At 49.3% G+C, this 18,935-nt stretch carries 15 protein-coding genes and 1 pseudogene; 10 read left to right on the top strand and 6 right to left on the bottom strand.

Features of this window, described 5'->3' with window-relative positions:
* Nucleotides 1-45: 45 nt before the first annotated feature.
* The 5 genes and pseudogenes from FEK66_RS17165 (at nucleotide 46) to FEK66_RS17145 (ending at nucleotide 5,885) form a co-directional block, all read left to right on the top strand.
* A pseudogene (locus FEK66_RS17165) lies at nucleotides 46-1,312 on the top strand (MFS transporter).
* An 11-nt stretch (nucleotides 1,313-1,323) separates the two neighbouring features.
* Nucleotides 1,324-2,190, top strand: a complete 867-nt coding sequence (gene ydiB, locus FEK66_RS17160) for a quinate/shikimate dehydrogenase (RefSeq protein ID WP_130208246.1) — start codon at nucleotides 1,324-1,326, stop codon at nucleotides 2,188-2,190.
* Nucleotides 2,191-2,220: 30 nt separating this feature from the next.
* Nucleotides 2,221-2,979 carry a type I 3-dehydroquinate dehydratase gene (gene aroD / locus FEK66_RS17155; RefSeq protein WP_130218927.1) on the top strand — a complete coding sequence of 253 codons (759 nt, stop codon included), beginning with the start codon at nucleotides 2,221-2,223 and terminating at the stop codon, nucleotides 2,977-2,979.
* A 145-nt stretch (nucleotides 2,980-3,124) separates the two neighbouring features.
* Nucleotides 3,125-4,720 carry an acyl CoA:acetate/3-ketoacid CoA transferase gene (locus tag FEK66_RS17150; protein ID WP_135493943.1) on the top strand — a complete coding sequence of 532 codons (1,596 nt, stop codon included), beginning with the start codon at nucleotides 3,125-3,127 and terminating at the stop codon, nucleotides 4,718-4,720.
* A 13-nt stretch (nucleotides 4,721-4,733) separates the two neighbouring features.
* The gene (locus tag FEK66_RS17145; RefSeq protein WP_000347861.1) at nucleotides 4,734-5,885 is read left to right on the top strand and encodes an acyl-CoA dehydrogenase; all 1,152 of its coding nucleotides are present in this window, start codon (nucleotides 4,734-4,736) and stop codon (nucleotides 5,883-5,885) included.
* A gap of 43 nt (nucleotides 5,886-5,928) precedes the next feature.
* On the opposite strand, the gene FEK66_RS17140 is transcribed toward FEK66_RS17145, so the two are convergent.
* Complete coding sequence (locus FEK66_RS17140) at nucleotides 5,929-6,840, bottom strand: AraC family transcriptional regulator (protein ID WP_130208252.1); 912 nt, start codon at nucleotides 6,838-6,840, stop codon at nucleotides 5,929-5,931.
* Nucleotides 6,841-7,155: 315 nt separating this feature from the next.
* On the opposite strand from FEK66_RS17140, the gene FEK66_RS17135 reads away from it, so the two are divergent.
* From FEK66_RS17135 to fadK, 5 genes are read left to right on the top strand one after another with little or no spacing between them, the layout of a single operon-like run.
* Complete coding sequence (locus FEK66_RS17135) at nucleotides 7,156-7,920, top strand: electron transfer flavoprotein (protein WP_135493945.1); 765 nt, start codon at nucleotides 7,156-7,158, stop codon at nucleotides 7,918-7,920.
* Between the two features lie 19 nt (nucleotides 7,921-7,939).
* A complete protein-coding gene (locus tag FEK66_RS17130) occupies nucleotides 7,940-8,878 on the top strand; it encodes an electron transfer flavoprotein subunit alpha (RefSeq protein WP_135493947.1) in 939 nt (312 codons plus the stop codon).
* 54 nt (nucleotides 8,879-8,932) lie between these two features.
* Complete coding sequence (locus FEK66_RS17125) at nucleotides 8,933-10,222, top strand: FAD-dependent oxidoreductase (RefSeq protein WP_135491403.1); 1,290 nt, start codon at nucleotides 8,933-8,935, stop codon at nucleotides 10,220-10,222.
* Nucleotides 10,219-10,512: a ferredoxin family protein gene (locus FEK66_RS17120; protein ID WP_000081086.1), complete on the top strand. Its 294-nt coding sequence runs from the start codon at nucleotides 10,219-10,221 to the stop codon at nucleotides 10,510-10,512. Before FEK66_RS17125 ends, FEK66_RS17120 begins: the two co-directional genes overlap by 4 nt.
* A gap of 56 nt (nucleotides 10,513-10,568) precedes the next feature.
* Nucleotides 10,569-12,209: a medium-chain fatty-acid--CoA ligase gene (fadK, locus tag FEK66_RS17115; protein WP_138211510.1), complete on the top strand. Its 1,641-nt coding sequence runs from the start codon at nucleotides 10,569-10,571 to the stop codon at nucleotides 12,207-12,209.
* Nucleotides 12,210-12,259: 50 nt separating this feature from the next.
* On the opposite strand, the gene FEK66_RS17110 is transcribed toward fadK, so the two are convergent.
* From FEK66_RS17110 to ppsA, 5 genes are all read right to left on the bottom strand, one after another.
* Nucleotides 12,260-13,003 (bottom strand): SDR family oxidoreductase, encoded by a 744-nt coding sequence (locus FEK66_RS17110; RefSeq protein WP_135493949.1) that lies wholly within the window; start codon nucleotides 13,001-13,003, stop codon nucleotides 12,260-12,262.
* Nucleotides 13,004-13,015: 12 nt separating this feature from the next.
* A complete protein-coding gene (locus tag FEK66_RS17105; RefSeq protein WP_130218911.1) occupies nucleotides 13,016-13,495 on the bottom strand; it encodes a YhcH/YjgK/YiaL family protein in 480 nt (159 codons plus the stop codon).
* A gap of 10 nt (nucleotides 13,496-13,505) precedes the next feature.
* Nucleotides 13,506-14,465, bottom strand: a complete 960-nt coding sequence (locus tag FEK66_RS17100) for a 2-hydroxyacid dehydrogenase (protein WP_138211509.1) — start codon at nucleotides 14,463-14,465, stop codon at nucleotides 13,506-13,508.
* Between the two features lie 35 nt (nucleotides 14,466-14,500).
* Nucleotides 14,501-15,901: an anion permease gene (locus FEK66_RS17095; protein WP_138211508.1), complete on the bottom strand. Its 1,401-nt coding sequence runs from the start codon at nucleotides 15,899-15,901 to the stop codon at nucleotides 14,501-14,503.
* A gap of 489 nt (nucleotides 15,902-16,390) precedes the next feature.
* Entirely contained in the window at nucleotides 16,391-18,769 is a 2,379-nt protein-coding gene (gene ppsA / locus FEK66_RS17090) for a phosphoenolpyruvate synthase (RefSeq protein WP_130208268.1), read from the bottom strand.
* Between the last annotated feature and the right edge of the window lie 166 nt (nucleotides 18,770-18,935).

Raw genomic sequence — 18,935 nt, 5'->3', positions numbered from 1 at the left:
AACACGGACGGTAACAAAATTATCTTTCAGCAAGGAGCTGTGAAAATGTCTCAAAATAAGGCTTTCAGCACGCCATTTATCCTGGCTGTCCTTTGTGTATACTTCAGCTATTTCCTACATGGCATTAGTGTTATTACGCTTGCACAAAACATGTCATCTCTGGCAGAAAAGTTTTCTACCGATAACGCCGGTATCGCCTATTTAATTTCTGGTATCGGTCTGGGCCGTCTGATAAGTATTTTATTCTTCGGTGTAATCTCCGATAAATTTGGTCGACGAGCAGTAATATTCATGGCCGTTGCCATGTATATGCTGTTTTTCTTTGGTATTCCGGCCTGCCCAAGTTTAGCTCTCGCTTACGGTCTGGCAGTGTGCGTTGGTATCGCCAACTCAGCCCTGGATACCGGTGGATATCCGGCGTTGATGGAATGCTTCCCGAAAGCCTCGGGTTCAGCCGTAATATTGGTTAAGGCGATGATATCGTTCGGGCAAATGCTCTATCCGATGCTGGTGAGTTATATGCTGTTGAATAACATCTGGTACGGTTATGGGCTGATTATCCCAGGCATCGTATTTGTGCTGATCACGCTGATGCTATTGAAAAGTAAATTCCCAGGCCAGTTGGTGGATGCCAGCGTAGCTGGTGAACTACCGCAAATGAACAGTAAGCCGTTAGTCTGGCTGGAAGGTGTTTCATCGGTGTTGTTCGGTGTTGCCGCATTCTCGACCTTTTATGTAATTGTCGTGTGGATGCCCAAATATGCGATGGCGTTTGCCGGTATGTCGGAAGCTGAGGCATTAAAAACCATCTCTTATTACAGTATGGGTTCGCTGGTCTGTGTCTTTATTTTTGCCGCACTATTGAAAAAAATGGTGCGTCCCATCTGGGCTAACGTGTTTAACTCAGCACTGGCAACGGTAACCGCCGCTATCATTTACCTGTACCCTTCTCCACTAGTCTGTAATGCCGGGGCTTTTGTCATCGGTTTCTCTGCTGCTGGCGGTATTTTACAGCTTGGCGTTTCAGTCATGTCCGAGTTTTTTCCAAAAAGCAAAGCCAAAGTCACCAGTATTTATATGATGATGGGTGGTCTGGCCAACTTTGTTATTCCGTTGATTACCGGTTATCTGTCGAATATCGGCCTGCAATACATCATCGTTCTCGATTTTACTTTCGCGCTTCTGGCCCTGATTACCGCAATTATTGTTTTCATCCGCTATTACCGCGTTTTCATTATTCCTGAAAATGATGTCCGGTTTGGCGAACGCAATCTTAGCACCCCGGTTAAACACAATTAAGCAAAGAAATTAGAGGAGTTAATTATGGATGTTACCGCTAAATACGAATTGATTGGCCTGATGGCCTATCCTATCCGCCACAGTTTATCGCCTGAAATGCAAAACAAAGCCTTAGAAAAAGCGGGATTGCCATTTACCTATATGGCCTTTGAAGTGGATAACGATAGCTTTGCCGGAGCAATTGAAGGCTTAAAAGCCTTAAAAATGCGCGGAACCGGTGTGTCGATGCCTAACAAACAACTGGCGTGTGAATATGTTGATGAATTAACACCAGCGGCCAAACTGGTTGGCGCTATCAATACCATCGTCAATGATGACGGCTACCTGCGCGGCTATAACACCGACGGCACGGGCCATATTCGCGCCATTAAAGAGAGCGGTTTTGATATCAAAGGCAAAACGATGGTGCTGCTAGGTGCCGGTGGTGCCTCAACGGCGATTGGCGCGCAAGGCGCGATTGAAGGTTTAAAAGAGATTAAAATCTTCAACCGTCGGGATGAATTCTTCGACAAAGCCCTCGCCTTCGCACAACGGGTCAACGAAAACACCGATTGTGTCGTCACCGTGACCGATCTCGCCGATCAGCAAGCCTTTGCTGAAGCCCTGGCTTCCGCCGACATTTTAACCAACGGCACAAAAGTGGGTATGAAGCCTCTTGAAAATGAATCATTAGTTAACGATATCAGTTTGTTACATCCAGGACTGCTGGTCACTGAATGCGTGTATAACCCGCATATGACGAAGTTATTGCAGCAGGCGCAACAAGCAGGTTGCAAAACGATTGATGGATACGGCATGTTGTTGTGGCAAGGGGCTGAACAGTTCACGTTATGGACTGGCAAAGATTTCCCTCTGGAATACGTTAAACAGGTCATGGGGTTCGGCGCCTGACAGGCTGACCGCGTGCAGAAAGGGTAAAAAATGAAAACCGTAACTGTAAAAGATCTCGTCATTGGTACGGGCGCACCAAAAATCATCGTCTCGCTGATGGCGAAAGATATCGCCAGCGTGAAATCCGAAGCTCTCGCCTATCGTGAAGCGGACTTTGATATTCTGGAATGGCGTGTGGACCACTTTGCCGACCTCTCCAGCGTGGAGTCTGTCATGGCCGCGGCAAAAATCCTCCGTGAGGTAATGCCAGAAAAACCGCTGCTGTTTACCTTCCGTAGCGCTAAAGAAGGCGGCGAGCAGGCGATTTCTACTGAGGCTTATATTGCACTCAATCGCGCAGCCATCGACAGCGGTCTGGTCGATATGATCGATCTGGAGTTATTTACCGGCGACGATCAGGTTAAAGAAACCGTCGCCTATGCACATGCGCATGATGTGAAGGTTGTCATGTCCAACCATGACTTCCACAAAACGCCGGAAGCCGAAGAGATTATTGCCCGTTTGCGTAAAATGCAGTCCTTCGACGCTGATATTCCTAAAATTGCGTTGATGCCGCAAAGCACCAGTGATGTCCTGACGTTGCTTGCCGCTACCCTGGAGATGCAGGAGCAGTATGCCGATCGTCCAATCATCACGATGTCGATGGCAAAAACTGGCGTAATTTCCCGTTTGGCTGGTGAAGTATTTGGTTCAGCCGCAACGTTTGGTGCAGTAAAAAAAGCCTCTGCGCCTGGGCAAATATCGGTGAATGATTTGCGCACAGTATTAACTATTTTGCACCAGGCGTAATAAATAACGTACCGGCGGGAGTAACCTTCCCCGCCGTATCAAAAAAATATTTTTAAAGAGTATTTGATAAAAATATTCTGTGGGTATCTGTGCGCTATTTTTAATGCTTGCGCAGAGAAATCCACACCTGAATCAGGAAAAAATAATGAAACCTGTAAAACCACCTCGTATTAATGGACGAGTGCCAGTCCTGTCGGCACAGGAAGCGGTAAGTTATATTCCCGACGAAGCAACACTTTGTGTATTAGGTGCAGGTGGCGGTATTCTGGAAGCCACCACATTAATTACCGCTCTTGCTGACAAATATAAACAAACCCAGACACCGCGTAATTTAGCGATTATTAGTCCAACAGGGCTTGGCGATCGCGCCGATCGTGGTATTAGTCCGCTGGCGCAAGAAGGTCTGGTGAAATGGGCCTTATGCGGCCATTGGGGACAATCACCGCGTATTTCTGAACTCGCAGAACAAAATAAAATTGTTGCCTATAACTATCCACAAGGTGTGCTCACTCAAACATTGCGCGCTGCTGCTGCCCACCAGCCAGGAATTATTAGCGATATTGGTATCGGAACGTTTGTCGACCCTCGCCAACAAGGCGGCAAACTGAATGAAGTGACTAAAGAAGATCTGATTAAACTGGTCGAGTTTGATAATAAAGAATATCTCTATTACAAAGCGATCGCGCCAGATATTGCCTTTATTCGCGCCACCACCTGCGACAGCGAAGGCTACGCAACCTTTGAAGATGAAGTGATGTATCTCGACGCATTGGTTATTGCCCAAGCGGTGCACAATAACGGCGGTATCGTGATGATGCAGGTGCAGAAGATGGTTAAGAAAGCCACGCTGCATCCTAAAGCTGTCCGTATTCCAGGTTATCTTATCGATATTGTGGTGGTCGATCCGGACCAAACCCAACTGTATGGCGGTGCGCCAGTTAATCGTTTTATTTCTGGTGACTTCACACTGGATGACAGTACCCAACTTAGCTTGCCTCTTAATCAGCGTAAATTAGTCGCGCGGCGCGCATTGTTTGAAATGCGCAAAGGTGCAGTGGGTAATGTCGGTGTCGGTATTGCCGACGGTATTGGTCTGGTCGCCCGGGAAGAAGGTTGTGCTGATGACTTTATTCTGACGGTGGAAACAGGCCCAATTGGCGGTATTACTTCGCAAGGTATCGCCTTTGGCGCGAACGTGAATACCCGCGCCATTCTGGATATGACTTCCCAGTTCGATTTTTACCACGGCGGTGGTCTGGATGTCTGTTATTTGAGTTTTGCCGAAGTCGACCAGCACGGTAACGTCGGGGTGCATAAATTCAATGGCAAAATCATGGGTACAGGTGGATTTATTGATATCAGTGCCACCTCGAAGAAAATCATTTTCTGCGGCACGTTAACTGCGGGCAGTTTAAAAACAGAAATTGCCGATGGTAAATTAAATATCGTCCAGGAAGGACGGGTAAATAAATTTATCCGTGAACTTCCGGAAATTACTTTTAGCGGAAAAATCGCGCTCGAACGGGGACTGGATGTTCGTTACATCACCGAACGCGCTGTATTCACCCTGAAAGAAGACGGCCTGCATTTAATCGAAATTGCCCCTGGCGTCGATTTGCAAAAAGATATTCTCGACAAAATGGATTTCACCCCAGTTATTTCACCAGAACTGAGAATGATGGACGAAAGATTATTTATCGATGCGGCGATGGGTTTTGTCCTGCCTGAAGCGGCTCATTAACAGGAGTATCACGATGGATTTTTCTTTAACTGAAGAACAAGAACTGCTGCTGGCCAGTATTCGCGAACTGATTACAACTAACTTTCCGGAAGAGTATTTCCGCACCTGCGATCAAAACGGTACATATCCGCGTGAGTTTATGCGGGCGCTGGCAGATAACGGCATTTCTATGCTTGGCGTGCCGGAAGAGTTCGGCGGCATCCCTGCGGATTACGTCACCCAGATGCTGGCGCTGATGGAAGTGTCAAAATGCGGTGCTCCGGCGTTTTTGATTACCAACGGTCAGTGTATTCACAGCATGCGCCGTTTTGGTTCTGAGGAGCAGCTACGTAAAACGGCAGAAAGTACCCTGGAAACCGGCGACCCTGCCTATGCCCTGGCGTTGACGGAACCAGGCGCTGGCTCAGATAACAACAGCGCCACCACCACTTACACGCGTAAAAATGGCAAGGTTTACATCAACGGACAGAAAACCTTCATCACCGGTGCGAAAGAGTACCCGTATATGCTGGTGTTGGCGCGCGATCCAGAACCGAAAGATCCGAAAAAAGCCTTCACCCTGTGGTGGGTTGAGTCCAGTAAGCCCGGCATTAAGATCAATCCGCTGCATAAAATCGGCTGGCATATGCTTAGCACCTGCGAAGTTTATCTCGACAACGTGGAAGTTGAAGAGAGCGACATGGTAGGCGAAGAAGGAATGGGTTTCCTCAATGTGATGTACAACTTTGAGATGGAGCGCCTGATCAACGCCGCGCGCAGCACTGGCTTTGCCGAATGCGCATTCGAAGATGCCGCCCGCTATGCCAACCAGCGTATCGCTTTTGGTAAGCCAATTGGTCATAACCAGATGATCCAGGAAAAACTGGCGCTGATGGCGATTAAGATCGACAACATGCGCAACATGGTGTTGAAAGTGGCATGGCAAGCCGATCAGCATCAGTCACTGCGCACCAGCGCGGCGCTGGCAAAACTGTACTGCGCACGCACTGCAATGGAAGTCATTGATGATGCAATTCAAATCATGGGCGGGTTGGGCTACACCGATGAGGCACGCGTCTCCCGCTTCTGGCGTGATGTCCGCTGTGAACGGATTGGCGGTGGTACTGACGAGATTATGATTTACGTTGCAGGTCGGCAGATCCTGAAAGATTACCAGAATAAATAATCTTCAGGCGGCGCAGCTTCTGACAAAAACTGCGCCGTCAGATTTATCCGGCAAGACTTACAGGTTCAGAAAATTCAGATAAGATTTCTTGTTCAGCAAAACAATTTTTAAATTGTTTGCGGTAATCACTGGGAGAACAGCCAACATGGCGCAAAAACAGTTTGGCAAAATGATCGACATTTTCATAACCCACGCGCCAGGAGATTTCTGCCTGCGACAAATCGGTATTGGTCAGCAACCATTTCGCTTCCGTCATACGCCGTTGAATGACGTAGTTAATGGGAGAAATTCGATACTCTTTAGTAAATTCATGACAAATATAACTGACGCTGGCACGAAATTTTTTCGATAACTGTTCTAAAGTGATTTTTTCGCGGTAATTATTATTAAGATAAAAGAGAATATCTTTTATCAGGACATCTTTTTTAATATATCCCTGCTCCGAACGATAGGCATTTTTAAAGTTTTCGTAATAGAGAATCGCTAACGTATAGGAAAATGCATCCCACACTGAAGATGTGTTGCCATTTTTACTTTGCGGTAAAATCACACTTAATTCATTAAAAAGCGTTTTGATAACCTCTTTTCCCTGCCCTGCGGCAATTACCGGACAAGAATGCGGTTGCAGTAACTGATTTTCTTCTGCGCCCTGAAACTGAAAACCGTAAAGCGCACAGGTACAAGTCGTTGCCGGGTCGTTAGCATCTGAGGCCACCGCGTGCAGTCTGCCACGCTCTATCACCACAATGTCATCGGCATGTGCCACATATAACGAAGAATCAATGGTAAACCTTGCCACCCCTTTCTTAACATAAATCAGCTCGGTTTCATTATCATGAACGTGATGTCCCGACTCCCATTTAGGATCGTCACTAAACGCAAAGCGCGAAAGTCGTGGCGTTTTACCGGCGACAAACAGCGTTTCGCTGGCATTATCAAAACAGCGTTGATACATGACAACCTCCCTATTCCATGAGCAAGCAAAAACAATATATGCCGGATAAAATACGGCGTGTATTGCGGTTATACAACCGCATTTAGCGAGAGCTAAACAAGATTATTTACATTGAATGCAAGATAGTACGTAAACGATGGCATAATATTGCCACTTATTGTGCTTTTGTTTTAACGATCTCATTTTTTTTGCAAGATTGTTTGCAAGGAAAACAGATTGCTCCGTCGAAAACCCCGCCCTGCTATCGCACACTATTTTCAGACCATTTTTACCTTCCATCGGAGATGGTTCCGTATGCGACCCACAGGAGAAATCATGAAAATAATAACCTGCTTTAAGCTGGTGCCTGAAGAACAGGACATTGTTGTCACTCCCGAGTACACCCTCAATTTCGACAATGCCGACGCCAAAATTAGCCAGTTCGATTTCAATGCCATTGAAGCCGCAAGCCAGCTTGCAACGGATGATGATGAGATAGCCGCGCTGACCGTTGGCGGTTCATTGTTGCAGAACTCAAAAGTGCGTAAAGACGTGTTATCCCGCGGACCGCACTGTCTGTACATGGTGCAGGATGCCCAGCTTGAGCATGCACTGCCTCTCGATACCGCAAAGGCGCTGGCGGCAGCAGTTGAAAAAATCGGCTTCGATTTACTGATCTTTGGTGAAGGTTCCGGCGATCTTTATGCCCAGCAGGTTGGCTTGCTGGTCGGAGAAATTCTGCAACTTCCGGTGATTAATGCTGTGAGTGCTATTCAGCGTCAGGGCAATACACTGGGGATTGAACGCACGCTTGAAGATGAAGTTGAAGTGATCGAACTCTCTGTTCCAGCCGTGCTGTGCGTCACGTCAGATATTAACGTGCCACGCATTCCATCGATGAAAGCCATTCTCGGCGCGGGCAAAAAAACGGTACATCAGTGGCAGGCGAGTGATATCGGCTGGAGCCAGGCCACGCCGCTTGCTGAACTGATCGGCGTTCGCGTACCGCCGCAAACAGAACGCAAACACATCATTCTCGATAACGATTCGCCGGAAGCCATTGCCGAGCTGGCGGAACATCTGAAGAAAGCCCTGAACTAAAGCCTACGGAGAAGAAACGATGAGTCAATTAAACAACGTCTGGGTCTTTAGCGATAATCCTGAACGTTATGCCGAACTGTTTGGCGGCGCGCAGCAATGGGGCCAACAGGTGTATGCCATTGTACAAAATACCGACCAGGCACAGGCCGTTATGCCTTATGGTCCAAAATGTATTTATGTTCTTGAGCAAAACGATGCTCTGCAACGCACTGAAAATTACGCTGAAAGCATTGCTGCCCTGCTGAAAGATAAACACCCCTCTATGTTGCTGTTGGCCGCAACGAAACGCGGTAAAGCGCTGGCAGCACGGTTAAGTGTGCAACTGAATGCGGCGCTGGTGAACGATGCCACTGCGGTTGATGTGGTCGATGGTCACGTTTGCGCCGAGCACCGTATGTATGGCGGGCTCGCGTTCGCCCAGGAAAAGATCAATAGCCCGCTGGCGATCATTACCCTTGCGCCCGGTGTTCAGGAACCTTGCACCAGTGACGCCTCGCATCAGTGTCCGATTGAAACTGTGCCTTACGTTGCTCCGCGTCATGAAATTCTTAGTCGCGAACGCCGTGCGAAAGCGGCAAGCAGCGTGGACCTGAGCAAAGCAAAACGCGTGGTCGGCGTCGGTCGTGGTCTGGCAGCACAGGATGACCTGAAAATGGTCCACGAACTGGCAGCGGCACTCAATGCTGACGTCGGTTGTTCACGCCCGATTGCCGAAGGCGAGAACTGGATGGAGCGTGAACGTTATATCGGTGTCTCCGGCGTGTTGCTGAAATCCGACCTCTACCTGACGCTGGGGATCTCCGGGCAGATCCAACATATGGTTGGCGGCAATGGCGCAAAAGTGATTGTCGCCATCAATAAAGATAAAAATGCGCCAATCTTCAACTATGCCGACTACGGTCTGGTGGGCGATATCTACAAAGTCGTCCCTGCCCTGATTAGCCAGTTGAGTCGCTAATTCCCTTTCAACTACATCTCCCGCTGTGAAGACAGCGGGAAGGGAGCATAACGCATGTCGGATGACAAATTTGATGCCATTGTGGTCGGTGCGGGCGTTGCCGGTAGCGTTGCCGCATTGGTCATGGCGCGAGCCGGACTGGATGTCCTGGTGATCGAACGCGGCGACAGTGCCGGATGTAAAAATATGACCGGCGGGCGTCTTTATGCCCACACGCTTGAAGCGATCATTCCCGGCTTTGCTGCATCAGCGCCGGTAGAACGCAAAGTCACACGCGAGAAAATCTCCTTCTTAACCGAAGAGAGCGCGGTTACCCTCGATTTTCACCGCGAGCAGCCAGATGTTCCGCAACACGCTTCTTATACCGTATTGCGCAATCGTCTCGACCCGTGGTTGATGGAACAAGCCGAACAGGCGGGTGCGCAGTTTATCCCGGGCGTTCGCGTCGATGCGCTGGTTCGTGAAGGTAACAAGGTCACTGGCGTCCAGGCCGGGGATGATATTCTCGAAGCCAATGTGGTGATTCTGGCTGATGGCGTTAATTCAATGCTTGGCCGTTCGCTGGGAATGGTTCCCGCCTCCGATCCGCATCATTACGCTGTTGGCGTTAAAGAAGTCATTGGCCTCACGCCGGAGCAAATCAACGATCGCTTTAACGTCACTGACGATGAAGGTGCCGCCTGGCTGTTTGCCGGTTCCCCGTCTGACGGTCTGATGGGCGGCGGATTCATCTACACCAATCACGATTCCGTATCGTTGGGTCTGGTTTGTGGATTGGGTGATATCGCCCATGCGCAAAAAAGCGTGCCGCAAATGCTGGAGGATTTTAAACAGCACCCCGCCATTCGCCCACTGATTAGCGGTGGCAAACTGCTTGAATATTCCGCGCATATGGTGCCGGAAGGCGGTCTGGCAATGGTGCCGCAACTGGTTAACGATGGTGTGATGATCGTCGGTGACGCCGCCGGCTTCTGCCTCAATCTGGGCTTTACGGTTCGCGGAATGGATTTAGCCATCGCATCGGCCCAGGCGGCTGCCACAACGGTGATTGCCGCCAAAGAACGCGCGGATTTTTCTGCCACTAGTCTGGCGCAATACAAACGCGAGCTGGAACAAAGCTGTGTTATGCGTGATATGCAGCATTTTCGCAAGATCCCAGCGCTGATGGAAAACCCGCGCCTGTTTAGTCAGTATCCGCGCATGGTCGCCGATATCATGAACGATATGTTCACTATTGACGGCAAACCAAACCAGCCGGTACGAAAAATGATTCTCGGACATGCGAAGAAAATCGGGCTGATTAATCTGCTGAAAGATGGCATTAAGGGGGCAACCGCGCTATGAGCCAGAACGCTACGGTCAACGTTGACGTCAAATTAGGCGTCAACAAATTCCATGTTGATGAGGGCCACCCACATATCATTCTGGCGGCAAATCCCGACATCAATGAATTTCAAAAATTAATGAAAGCCTGCCCTGCCGGACTGTATAAGCAGGATGACGCGGGAAACATTCATTTTGATTCCGCCGGTTGTCTGGAGTGCGGCACCTGTCGGGTGCTGTGCGGCAACACTATTCTCGAACAATGGCAATACCCCGCAGGCACCTTCGGTATTGATTTCCGTTACGGCTAATTACGCTTCCCACAGGCCCGCACATCGGGCCTGACGTTCTGTTTCGAGAGTTCAAAATGAAAGTGACATTAACGTTTAACGCGCAGCGTCGTGCAGCCTATCGACAACAAGGATTGTGGGGCGATGCTTCGCTGGCCGACTACTGGCGGCAGACTGCATGCGCGATGCCAGACAAAATAGCCGTTGTCGATAATCATGGCGAATCGTACACCTATAGCGCACTCGATCACGCTGCGAACTGTCTGGCAAGCTGGTTACTGGATAACGGTATTGAATCGGGCGATCGTATCGCTTTTCAATTGCCTGGCTGGTGTGAATTTACTGTTATCTATCTTGCCTGCCTGAAAACCGGTGCGGTTTCCGTGCCGTTGTTGCCTTCCTGGCGAGAAGCTGAACTGGTGTGGGTGCTCAATAAGTGTCAGGCAAAAATATTTTTTGCACCGACATTGTTTAAACAAACGCGTCCGGTAGATTTAATCCTGCCACTGCAAAATCAGCTTCCACAACTACAACAGATCGTCGGCGTGGATAAGCTGGCCCCCGCCACCTCGTCTCTCTCGTTAAGTCAGATTATTGCCGACAATCCCCCGCTGGCCGTCGCAACATCGGTCCACGGCGATGAATTAGCGGCGGTGCTATTTACCTCCGGAACTGAGGGCATGCCAAAGGGCGTGATGCTAACGCATAATAATATTCTCGCCAGCGAGCGGGCTTATTGCGCGCGGCTGAATCTGACCTGGCTGGATGTCTTTATGATGCCTGCACCACTCGGTCACGCGACGGGGTTTCTGCATGGTGTAACAGCGCCGTTTTTGATTGGCGCCCGCAGCGTGTTATTAGATATTTTTACCCCGGAAGCCTGTCTCTCGCTGCTTGAGCAACAACGTTGTACCTGTATGCTCGGCGCAACGCCGTTTGTTTATGACCTTTTGAATCTACTTGAGAAACAGCCTGCCGACCTTTCTGCGCTGCGTTTCTTTCTTTGCGGCGGCACCACGATCCCCAAAAAAGTGGCGCGTGAATGCCAGCAACGCGGCATTAAATTATTAAGCGTTTATGGTTCCACGGAAAGCTCGCCACATGCAGTGGTGAATCTCGACGATCCTTTGTCGCGCTTTATGCACACCGATGGTTACGCTGCCGCTGGGGTGGAAATTAAAGTGGTCGATGATGCACGCAAGACCTTACCGCCAGGTTGCGAAGGTGAAGAGGCTTCGCGTGGCCCTAATGTGTTTATGGGTTATTTTGATGAACCTGAATTAACCGCCCGTGCGCTGGATGAAGAGGGCTGGTATTACAGTGGCGATCTCTGCCGCATGGATGAGGCTGGCTATATAAAAATTACCGGACGCAAGAAAGATATTATTGTTCGCGGCGGCGAAAATATTAGCAGCCGTGAAGTGGAAGATATTTTATTGCAGCATCCTAAAATTCACGATGCCTGTGTGGTTGCGATGCCCGATGAACGTTTAGGTGAACGTTCATGCGCTTATGTCGTGCTGAAAGCGCCGCATCATTCATTATCGCTGGAAGATGTAGTGGCATTTTTTAGCCGTAAACGGGTCGCGAAATATAAATACCCTGAACATATCGTGGTGATCGAAAAACTGCCGCGCACGGCCTCCGGTAAAATACAAAAATTTTTGTTACGCAAAGATATTCTTCAACGGCTGGAACAAACATGCGTTGAGGCATAATTCATAAATAATAAAGCACCTTATACGCAAGGTGCTTTATTCAATCCCGATTAACCACGTCCGACATATGGCATATTATTTGCCATAATCGTTATTTCCAGCACGTTCGTGGTTACTGGCAACTGGGCCATCATCTGAATGGCTGCTGCAACATCAGCAACATTCATCATATCTTCCGCTTTAATAGCGCCATCTGCCTGATAAACGCCCTTACGCATCCGATTCGATAATGTCGTTTCCGCATTGCCGATATTAATTTGCCCGCAAGCGATATTAAATTTGCGACAATCAAGGGAAATGGCCTTGGTCAACCCGGTAACAGCATGTTTCGACGCAGTGTATGCCGCAGTATAAAGGCGCGGTGTCAGTGCGGAAATCGACGCATTGTTAATAATGCGTCCTCCCATTGGCTGCTGCGCCTTCATGATTTTAATCGCTTCTTTCGAACACAAAAATGTCGAGTGAATATTGGCGTTAAACACGCGTGTCCACTCAGTAAACTCAACCTCTTCAATACTTTTTGCCGGACTATTATTGCCCGCATTATTGAACAAAAGATCCAGTCGACCAAAACGAGCCTTAATCTCGGCAAATAGTGCAACGACAGCGGACTCATCCGTGACATCAGCAACCAGAGGAATAAAGCGTCCCTTGGCTAATCCTTGTGCACATTGCTGTAAGGTTTCTTCGTTACGCGCGGCAACAATAACAGTATATCCAATGTCATAGAGTGCCTTTGCTGCCGCGTAGCCGATACCTTTACTTCCCCCTGTCACCAGGGCAATTTTTGTCATAGCCAGCTCCGCCTATAATAAACTCATGTCGATTTTCACGACTGTTTTTTTGATTTTCTCCACGTTATCGACTTTATAACATGCCCGATGTACCTCTTCCGGGAAGACCACCACAAACTGTCCTGGTGTCAACGTGATTATCCGATCATTAATACGTTCATCAGCATAAAAAATAACGTCACGGTCGCCCAGGTGGCTTTCTACAACCGAGTTTTCTCCATCATCAAAATCCACACAAATCCGCTCTTCTCCGGCAATTAAGAAATGGACATCAAGATATTTACGATGAACTTCTGGTCGGCATTCATGTAGTGGTTTAGTCATCGGTTCAACCACGGTATAAAATATTGAGTCATCCTGAATAAAAACCTTTTCCCCCACAGGAACACTATTCAGCTCATGCTGTGAAAGATACTCAATGACACGAGCAATGACAGGATGAAATGTCCGCTTTTGTTGTTCACTAAGATACGCGATATCACCATAAATCATATTTCCCGCCTTATTGAGTAACAGGGGTAATAACTGGCTGTTCGCTAAAGAAAGCCTGTAAGTTATCAAAAACCAAATCTGCCATTGCATTAAACGTTTCGCTCGTACCACTGGCGATATGTGGCGTCAGGACAACGTTATCCAGCGACATTAATTGTTCTGGCACATGTGGTTCGTTGGCATAAACGTCCAGTGCCGCACCAGCAATGATGTTATTTTGCAGAGCATCAATCAGATCGGTTTCGTTCACCACTGATCCCCGGGAAATACTGATCAAATGTCCGGTTTTCCCCAGAGCCTGCAGCACAGTTTTGTCGATAACGCCGCGTGTACTTACCCCGCCTGGCAGCGTCAGAACGAGGAAGTCCACCGCTTGCGCCAGAGAAACCAGCGAATCATGCGCCGTCCATTCAGGTTTGTTATGCGGTTTTGGGTCGAAATAGTGAATTTCCATTTCAAATGCTGCTGCACGGCGGGCTACAGCATTACCAATGTTCCCCAGACCAACAATTCCGCAACGTTTACCACTCACTTTCGTCGCCATCGGGAAACGCCCTTCGTTTGGCCAACGACCGTCACGAACATAACGATCGGCAATGTTAATACGTCGGGCAACATTGAGTAACAACGCCATGCCAATGTCTGCAACACAGTCATTAAGCACGCCAGGGGTGTTGGTGACGATAACGCCATGCTCCCTGGCTGCCACGATATCAATAGGGTCATAGCCCACACCATTGCTGGCAATAATCTTCAGATTCGGAAATTTTTCAATTAGCGCCCGAGAAGCTCCCATTACCGGATTACCACTGGTCACCAGCGCCTTAATATCCGGCGCGATCTGCGTGTAAAAAGCGTCTGCGTCGGTCAGTTCCCACAGGCGATATGCGGTGAAGGTAGATTCAACTTTAGCCATTAAGCGGTCGCTTAATTTGCCGACGATCGCCACCTGAATATCTTTTAAGTTCATACACTATTCCTTGATTGATGTTTGCCGCAGGCCACTTACCATAGGCCAAGAATTTTCCACCACACCGCCCCCAGTCCGAACCAGATGACAATGTTCAACAACATGACGATAAAGCCCAGCCGCCACCATTCTCGTTGCGAGACATAGCCAGCGCCGTAATAGATGACTGCGGGTCCGTTGCCATAATGCGAAATGCCGCTCATCAGGTTAGTGACGAACGCCAGTGACAGAGCAGCCATCATCGGCGGCGCGCCTGCAGCAACCGAGACGCTGCCAAAAGCGGCATACATCGCCACTACATGCGGCGTACTTCCGGCAAAGAAATAGTGGGAATAGCAGTAAACTATCAGCAAAACCGTCAGTGTTATTTCCCAGGGAATGCCGGTGAACAGAGCCGAGGTTGTGACGGCGAACCATTTGAACAGGCCAAGCTGATTGAGCTTATCTGCCATACAAATCATGACGCCCAGCCAGACCAGAATGTCCCAGGCCCCCTTCTCTGACTGCACATCCTGCCAGGTGATAATCCGGGTCATCAACATTAAACAGACGCCGGAAAGCGCGACAGCGGTCGCATCCAGACCAGTCCATTTCGATGTACTCCAGGCCAATAATGAAAGCAGGAAAATGCCAATCGTCACGCGCTCATCTCGGGTTACCGGCCCCATTTTGATAAGTTCTTCCTGTGCCAACGCTTTGGCTTCTGGCGTCTTTTTGATCTCTGGCGGGTAGAGTTTGTAAATGACCAACGGCATAGTGATAAAAGCGATAATGCCCGGCACCAGTGCGCTTAGCGTCCACATCCCCCATGAGATATCGACAAATAAGGTGCTGGCCGCCAGAGATACAATGAGTGCATTTGGCGCGCTGGCCGTCATAAACATCGAGGATGAGAGACAGTTGGAATGGAACACCGTCTGCATCAGATAAGCGCCAATTTTACGCGGCCCTTGATCCGGTTCAGATCCAAAGCTGTTAGAGACACTGCGAACAATCGGGAACAAAATTCCCCCTGCTCGCGCTGTGTTTGATGGCGTTGCGGGCGCGATAATCATATCGCTTAGCGCCAATGTATAACCCAGACGTAACGAGCTGCCGCCAAATCCGCGAATCAGCAAATAGGCGATACGCCGCCCCAACCCCGTTTTGATGAATCCTTTCGCGTACAGGAATGCGGCGACAATAAGCCATACCGTGGTGCTGCTGAAACCTTTTAAGGCTTCGCTGGTTTTCATCATGCCGGTCAGCATAATAAAACTGATGGCTATTAACGCGATAGCGCCTACCGGCAACGGTTGCAGAATAAACGCCACCACAGTGGTGATGAATATGGCCAGAATGTGCCAGGTTAAGGGTGTTAATCCCTCAGGGACGGGTGAAAACCATATAGCGAGTGCGACAATCGCACAAATCAGGACTTTCAAATAGCAACTCATATGCAATCCCTGTAGCTGTTTCCCTCCGCTCGCGGAGGGAATTTATCCTGTTTTCTGTACAGCCAGACAAATCAGAAAATCGGTTTTAGTTCGAATAAATTCTCTGAATTACATAATCTGCGCTTATGTCTGAATAACGGTACGGTATTGTTTCATGGCTATATTCCTTTTTATGCTGTGGCTGAAGACAGTATAAAAACGGGACTCGCCAGTGACTTCGTGCAATCCAACGAACTCTGGACGAAAAAATTACGCATATGCTTAAGGAAATTGACGAGTGGTCACATTCGGCTTTGAGAAAAAACAGTATCGAGAATTATTCTGTGGAGAGGATCGCAAACGAATTAAAATCAGAAAGAACACCAGCCAATTATTCAGATGATGCCCGGAAGTTTTTTATATTGCACGAGCGCGTTTGCCCGAAGTAGGTTGATAAAAGGTGGGGATATAGAAATGGACCCGGCGACAAAACGCCGCCGGGTATTTATTTTATTTCTTCAGTTCAGCCAGGCTTAACCAGGTTTGCACCACGGTGTCCGGGTTCAGAGACAGGCTATCGATCCCCTCTTCCATCAGCCATGCAGCAAAGTCTTCGTGGTCAGACGGTCCCTGACCGCAAATGCCGACATATTTGCCCTGTTTCTTCGCAGCACGGATCGCCATCGACAGCAGTGCTTTCACGGCGTCGTTGCGCTCATCGAACAGTTCAGACACCACGCCGGAGTCGCGGTCCAGACCGAGCGCCAACTGTGTCATGTCGTTTGAGCCGATAGAGAAACCGTCGAAATATTCGAGGAACTGTTCAGCCAGCAAGGCATTGGACGGAATTTCGCACATCATGATGATTTTTAGCCCGTTCTCACCACGTTTCAGCCCCTGACGTGCCAGCTCTTCAACCACTGCTTTCGCCTGGTCTACGGTACGCACGAACGGGATCATGATCTCTACGTTGGTCAGTCCCATGTCGTTGCGCACACGTTTCACCGCTTCACACTCCAGTGCGAAGCAGTCGCGGAAGCTGTCAGAAACGTAGCGGCCCGCGCCACGGAAGCCCAGCATCGGGTTTTCTTCATGCGGCTCGTAACGCTCACCACCCACCAGATTGGCGTATTCATTGGATTTAAAATCAGAAAGACGGACAATCACGCGTTTCGGATAAAACGCGGCGCCCAGCGTCGCGATCCCTTCGGTCAGACGGCCAACGTAAAATTCGCGCGGAGAATCGAAGCCTTTCATCATCTCGCGAATTTCATTTTGTAACTGTGGTTCCTGGTCATCAAACTCAAGCAGTGCGCGGGGGTGAACGCCAATCATGCGGTTGATGATAAATTCCAGACGCGCAAGGCCCACGCCTTCGTTCGGCAGGCAGGCAAAGTCAAACGCACGATCCGGGTTACCAACGTTCATCATCACTTTCAGTGGCAGGTCCGGCATGGTTTCCACGCTGGAGCTTTTCACGCTGAATTCAAGCAACTCAGCATAGACGTAACCAGTATCGCCTTCGGCACAAGAAACGGTGACGTTCTCACCGTCTTTCATCCGTTCGGTCGCATCACCGCAGCCCACTACCGCCGGAATACCCAGTTCACGAGCGATAATTGCCGCGTGACAGGTACGACCGCCACGGTTGGTGACGATGGCAGACGCTTTCTTCATGATCGGTTCCCAGTCCGGGTCGGTCATGTCAGTAACCAGCACGTCGCCAGGTTCGATGCGGTTCATTTCGCTGATGTCATGAATGACTTTCACCGGACCCGCGCCGATACGATGACCGATAGCGCGGCCTTCGGCGATAATCTTGCCCTGTGAATGCAACGTATAACGTTCCATCACCTGACCGCGAGAACGTACAGTTTCTGGACGCGCCTGCACGATAAACAATTTGCCAGTGTGGCCATCTTTCGCCCACTCAATATCCATCGGGCGACCGTAGTGTTTCTCAATTTGTACGGCCTGTTTTGCCAGTTCCTGCACTTCTTCGTTGGTCAGCGAGAAGATGTCACGCTGTTCCTGCGGTACGTCTTCGATTTTAACCTGCTTGCCGTGCTCCTGGGTCGGCGCGTAGACCATGCGGATTTTTTTCGACCCCATGGTGCGGCGCACGATAGCCGGGCGATTCGCTGCCAGTGTCGGTTTATGCACGTAAAACTCATCCGGGTTAACCGCGCCCTGCACGACCATTTCACCCAGGCCCCATGCGGAAGTGATAAACACCACCTGGTCAAAGCCGGATTCGGTATCAATGGAGAACATCACCCCAGAAGATGCGAGGTCGGAGCGCACCATCCGCTGAACACCGGCGGAGAGTGCCACGCCACGGTGATCGTAACCCTGATGCACACGATAAGAGATGGCGCGATCGTTAAACAGAGAAGCAAAGACATGTTTCACTGCCACGAGAACGGCGTCAAAACCCTGAACGTTGAGGAAGGTTTCCTGCTGACCGGCAAAAGAGGCGTCCGGCATATCTTCTGCGGTGGCGGAGGAACGCACCGCAAAAGAGGCATTTTCGTCATCGGCGGAAAGCTGTGCATAGGCTTCGCGGATGGCGTTTTCCAGCTCAGGCTGAAAGGGAGTGTCGATAATCCACTGGCGGATTTGCGCGCCCGCTTTCGCAAGCTGGGTAACATCGTCAATATCCGTTTTATCCAGCAGTTCATAGATGCGCTGGTTTACGCCGCTTTGGTCCAGAAACTGGTTAAACGCGTCGGCGGTTGTGGCGAAACCATTCGGAACGGAAACGCCCATTCCGGAAAGGTTAGTAATCATTTCACCCAGGGAGGCATTTTTGCCCCCAACCCTGTCTACATCATTCATGCCGAGTTGGTTATACCAAAGCACCAGCGGTGACGAGCCATTGTTGGACATCGAACAATCCTTTTGTGATAAATGAACGGTTTGAGAAACACATTTCTGCGTATTTATCTTTGCATATTTAACCGGATGAAAAAAACGGTGAATCGTTCAAGCAAATATATTTTTTTACTTTTTAAGACTGATCCCAGCGTTGCGCAAATCCGCTATCTTCAGTAAT

The organism is Escherichia sp. E1130, assembly GCF_005781065.1.
Taxonomy (GTDB): domain Bacteria; phylum Pseudomonadota; class Gammaproteobacteria; order Enterobacterales; family Enterobacteriaceae; genus Escherichia.
This window is presented reverse-complemented; position numbering and strand designations above follow the sequence as displayed.

Bases quoted from the DNA above. Each gene is read 5' to 3' on its own strand.
- ydiB (WP_130208246.1), top strand. From the start codon at position 1,324: ATGGATGTTACCGCTAAATACGAATTGATTGGCCTGATGGCCTATCCT.
- aroD (WP_130218927.1), top strand. From the start codon at position 2,221: ATGAAAACCGTAACTGTAAAAGATCTCGTCATTGGTACGGGCGCACCA.
- FEK66_RS17150 (WP_135493943.1), top strand. From the start codon at position 3,125: ATGAAACCTGTAAAACCACCTCGTATTAATGGACGAGTGCCAGTCCTG.
- FEK66_RS17145 (WP_000347861.1), top strand. From the start codon at position 4,734: ATGGATTTTTCTTTAACTGAAGAACAAGAACTGCTGCTGGCCAGTATT.
- FEK66_RS17140 (WP_130208252.1), bottom strand. From the start codon at position 6,840: ATGTATCAACGCTGTTTTGATAATGCCAGCGAAACGCTGTTTGTCGCC.
- FEK66_RS17135 (WP_135493945.1), top strand. From the start codon at position 7,156: ATGAAAATAATAACCTGCTTTAAGCTGGTGCCTGAAGAACAGGACATT.
- FEK66_RS17130 (WP_135493947.1), top strand. From the start codon at position 7,940: ATGAGTCAATTAAACAACGTCTGGGTCTTTAGCGATAATCCTGAACGT.
- FEK66_RS17125 (WP_135491403.1), top strand. From the start codon at position 8,933: ATGTCGGATGACAAATTTGATGCCATTGTGGTCGGTGCGGGCGTTGCC.
- FEK66_RS17120 (WP_000081086.1), top strand. From the start codon at position 10,219: ATGAGCCAGAACGCTACGGTCAACGTTGACGTCAAATTAGGCGTCAAC.
- fadK (WP_138211510.1), top strand. From the start codon at position 10,569: ATGAAAGTGACATTAACGTTTAACGCGCAGCGTCGTGCAGCCTATCGA.
- FEK66_RS17110 (WP_135493949.1), bottom strand. From the start codon at position 13,003: ATGACAAAAATTGCCCTGGTGACAGGGGGAAGTAAAGGTATCGGCTAC.
- FEK66_RS17105 (WP_130218911.1), bottom strand. From the start codon at position 13,495: ATGATTTATGGTGATATCGCGTATCTTAGTGAACAACAAAAGCGGACA.
- FEK66_RS17100 (WP_138211509.1), bottom strand. From the start codon at position 14,465: ATGAACTTAAAAGATATTCAGGTGGCGATCGTCGGCAAATTAAGCGAC.
- FEK66_RS17095 (WP_138211508.1), bottom strand. From the start codon at position 15,901: ATGAGTTGCTATTTGAAAGTCCTGATTTGTGCGATTGTCGCACTCGCT.
- ppsA (WP_130208268.1), bottom strand. From the start codon at position 18,769: ATGTCCAACAATGGCTCGTCACCGCTGGTGCTTTGGTATAACCAACTC.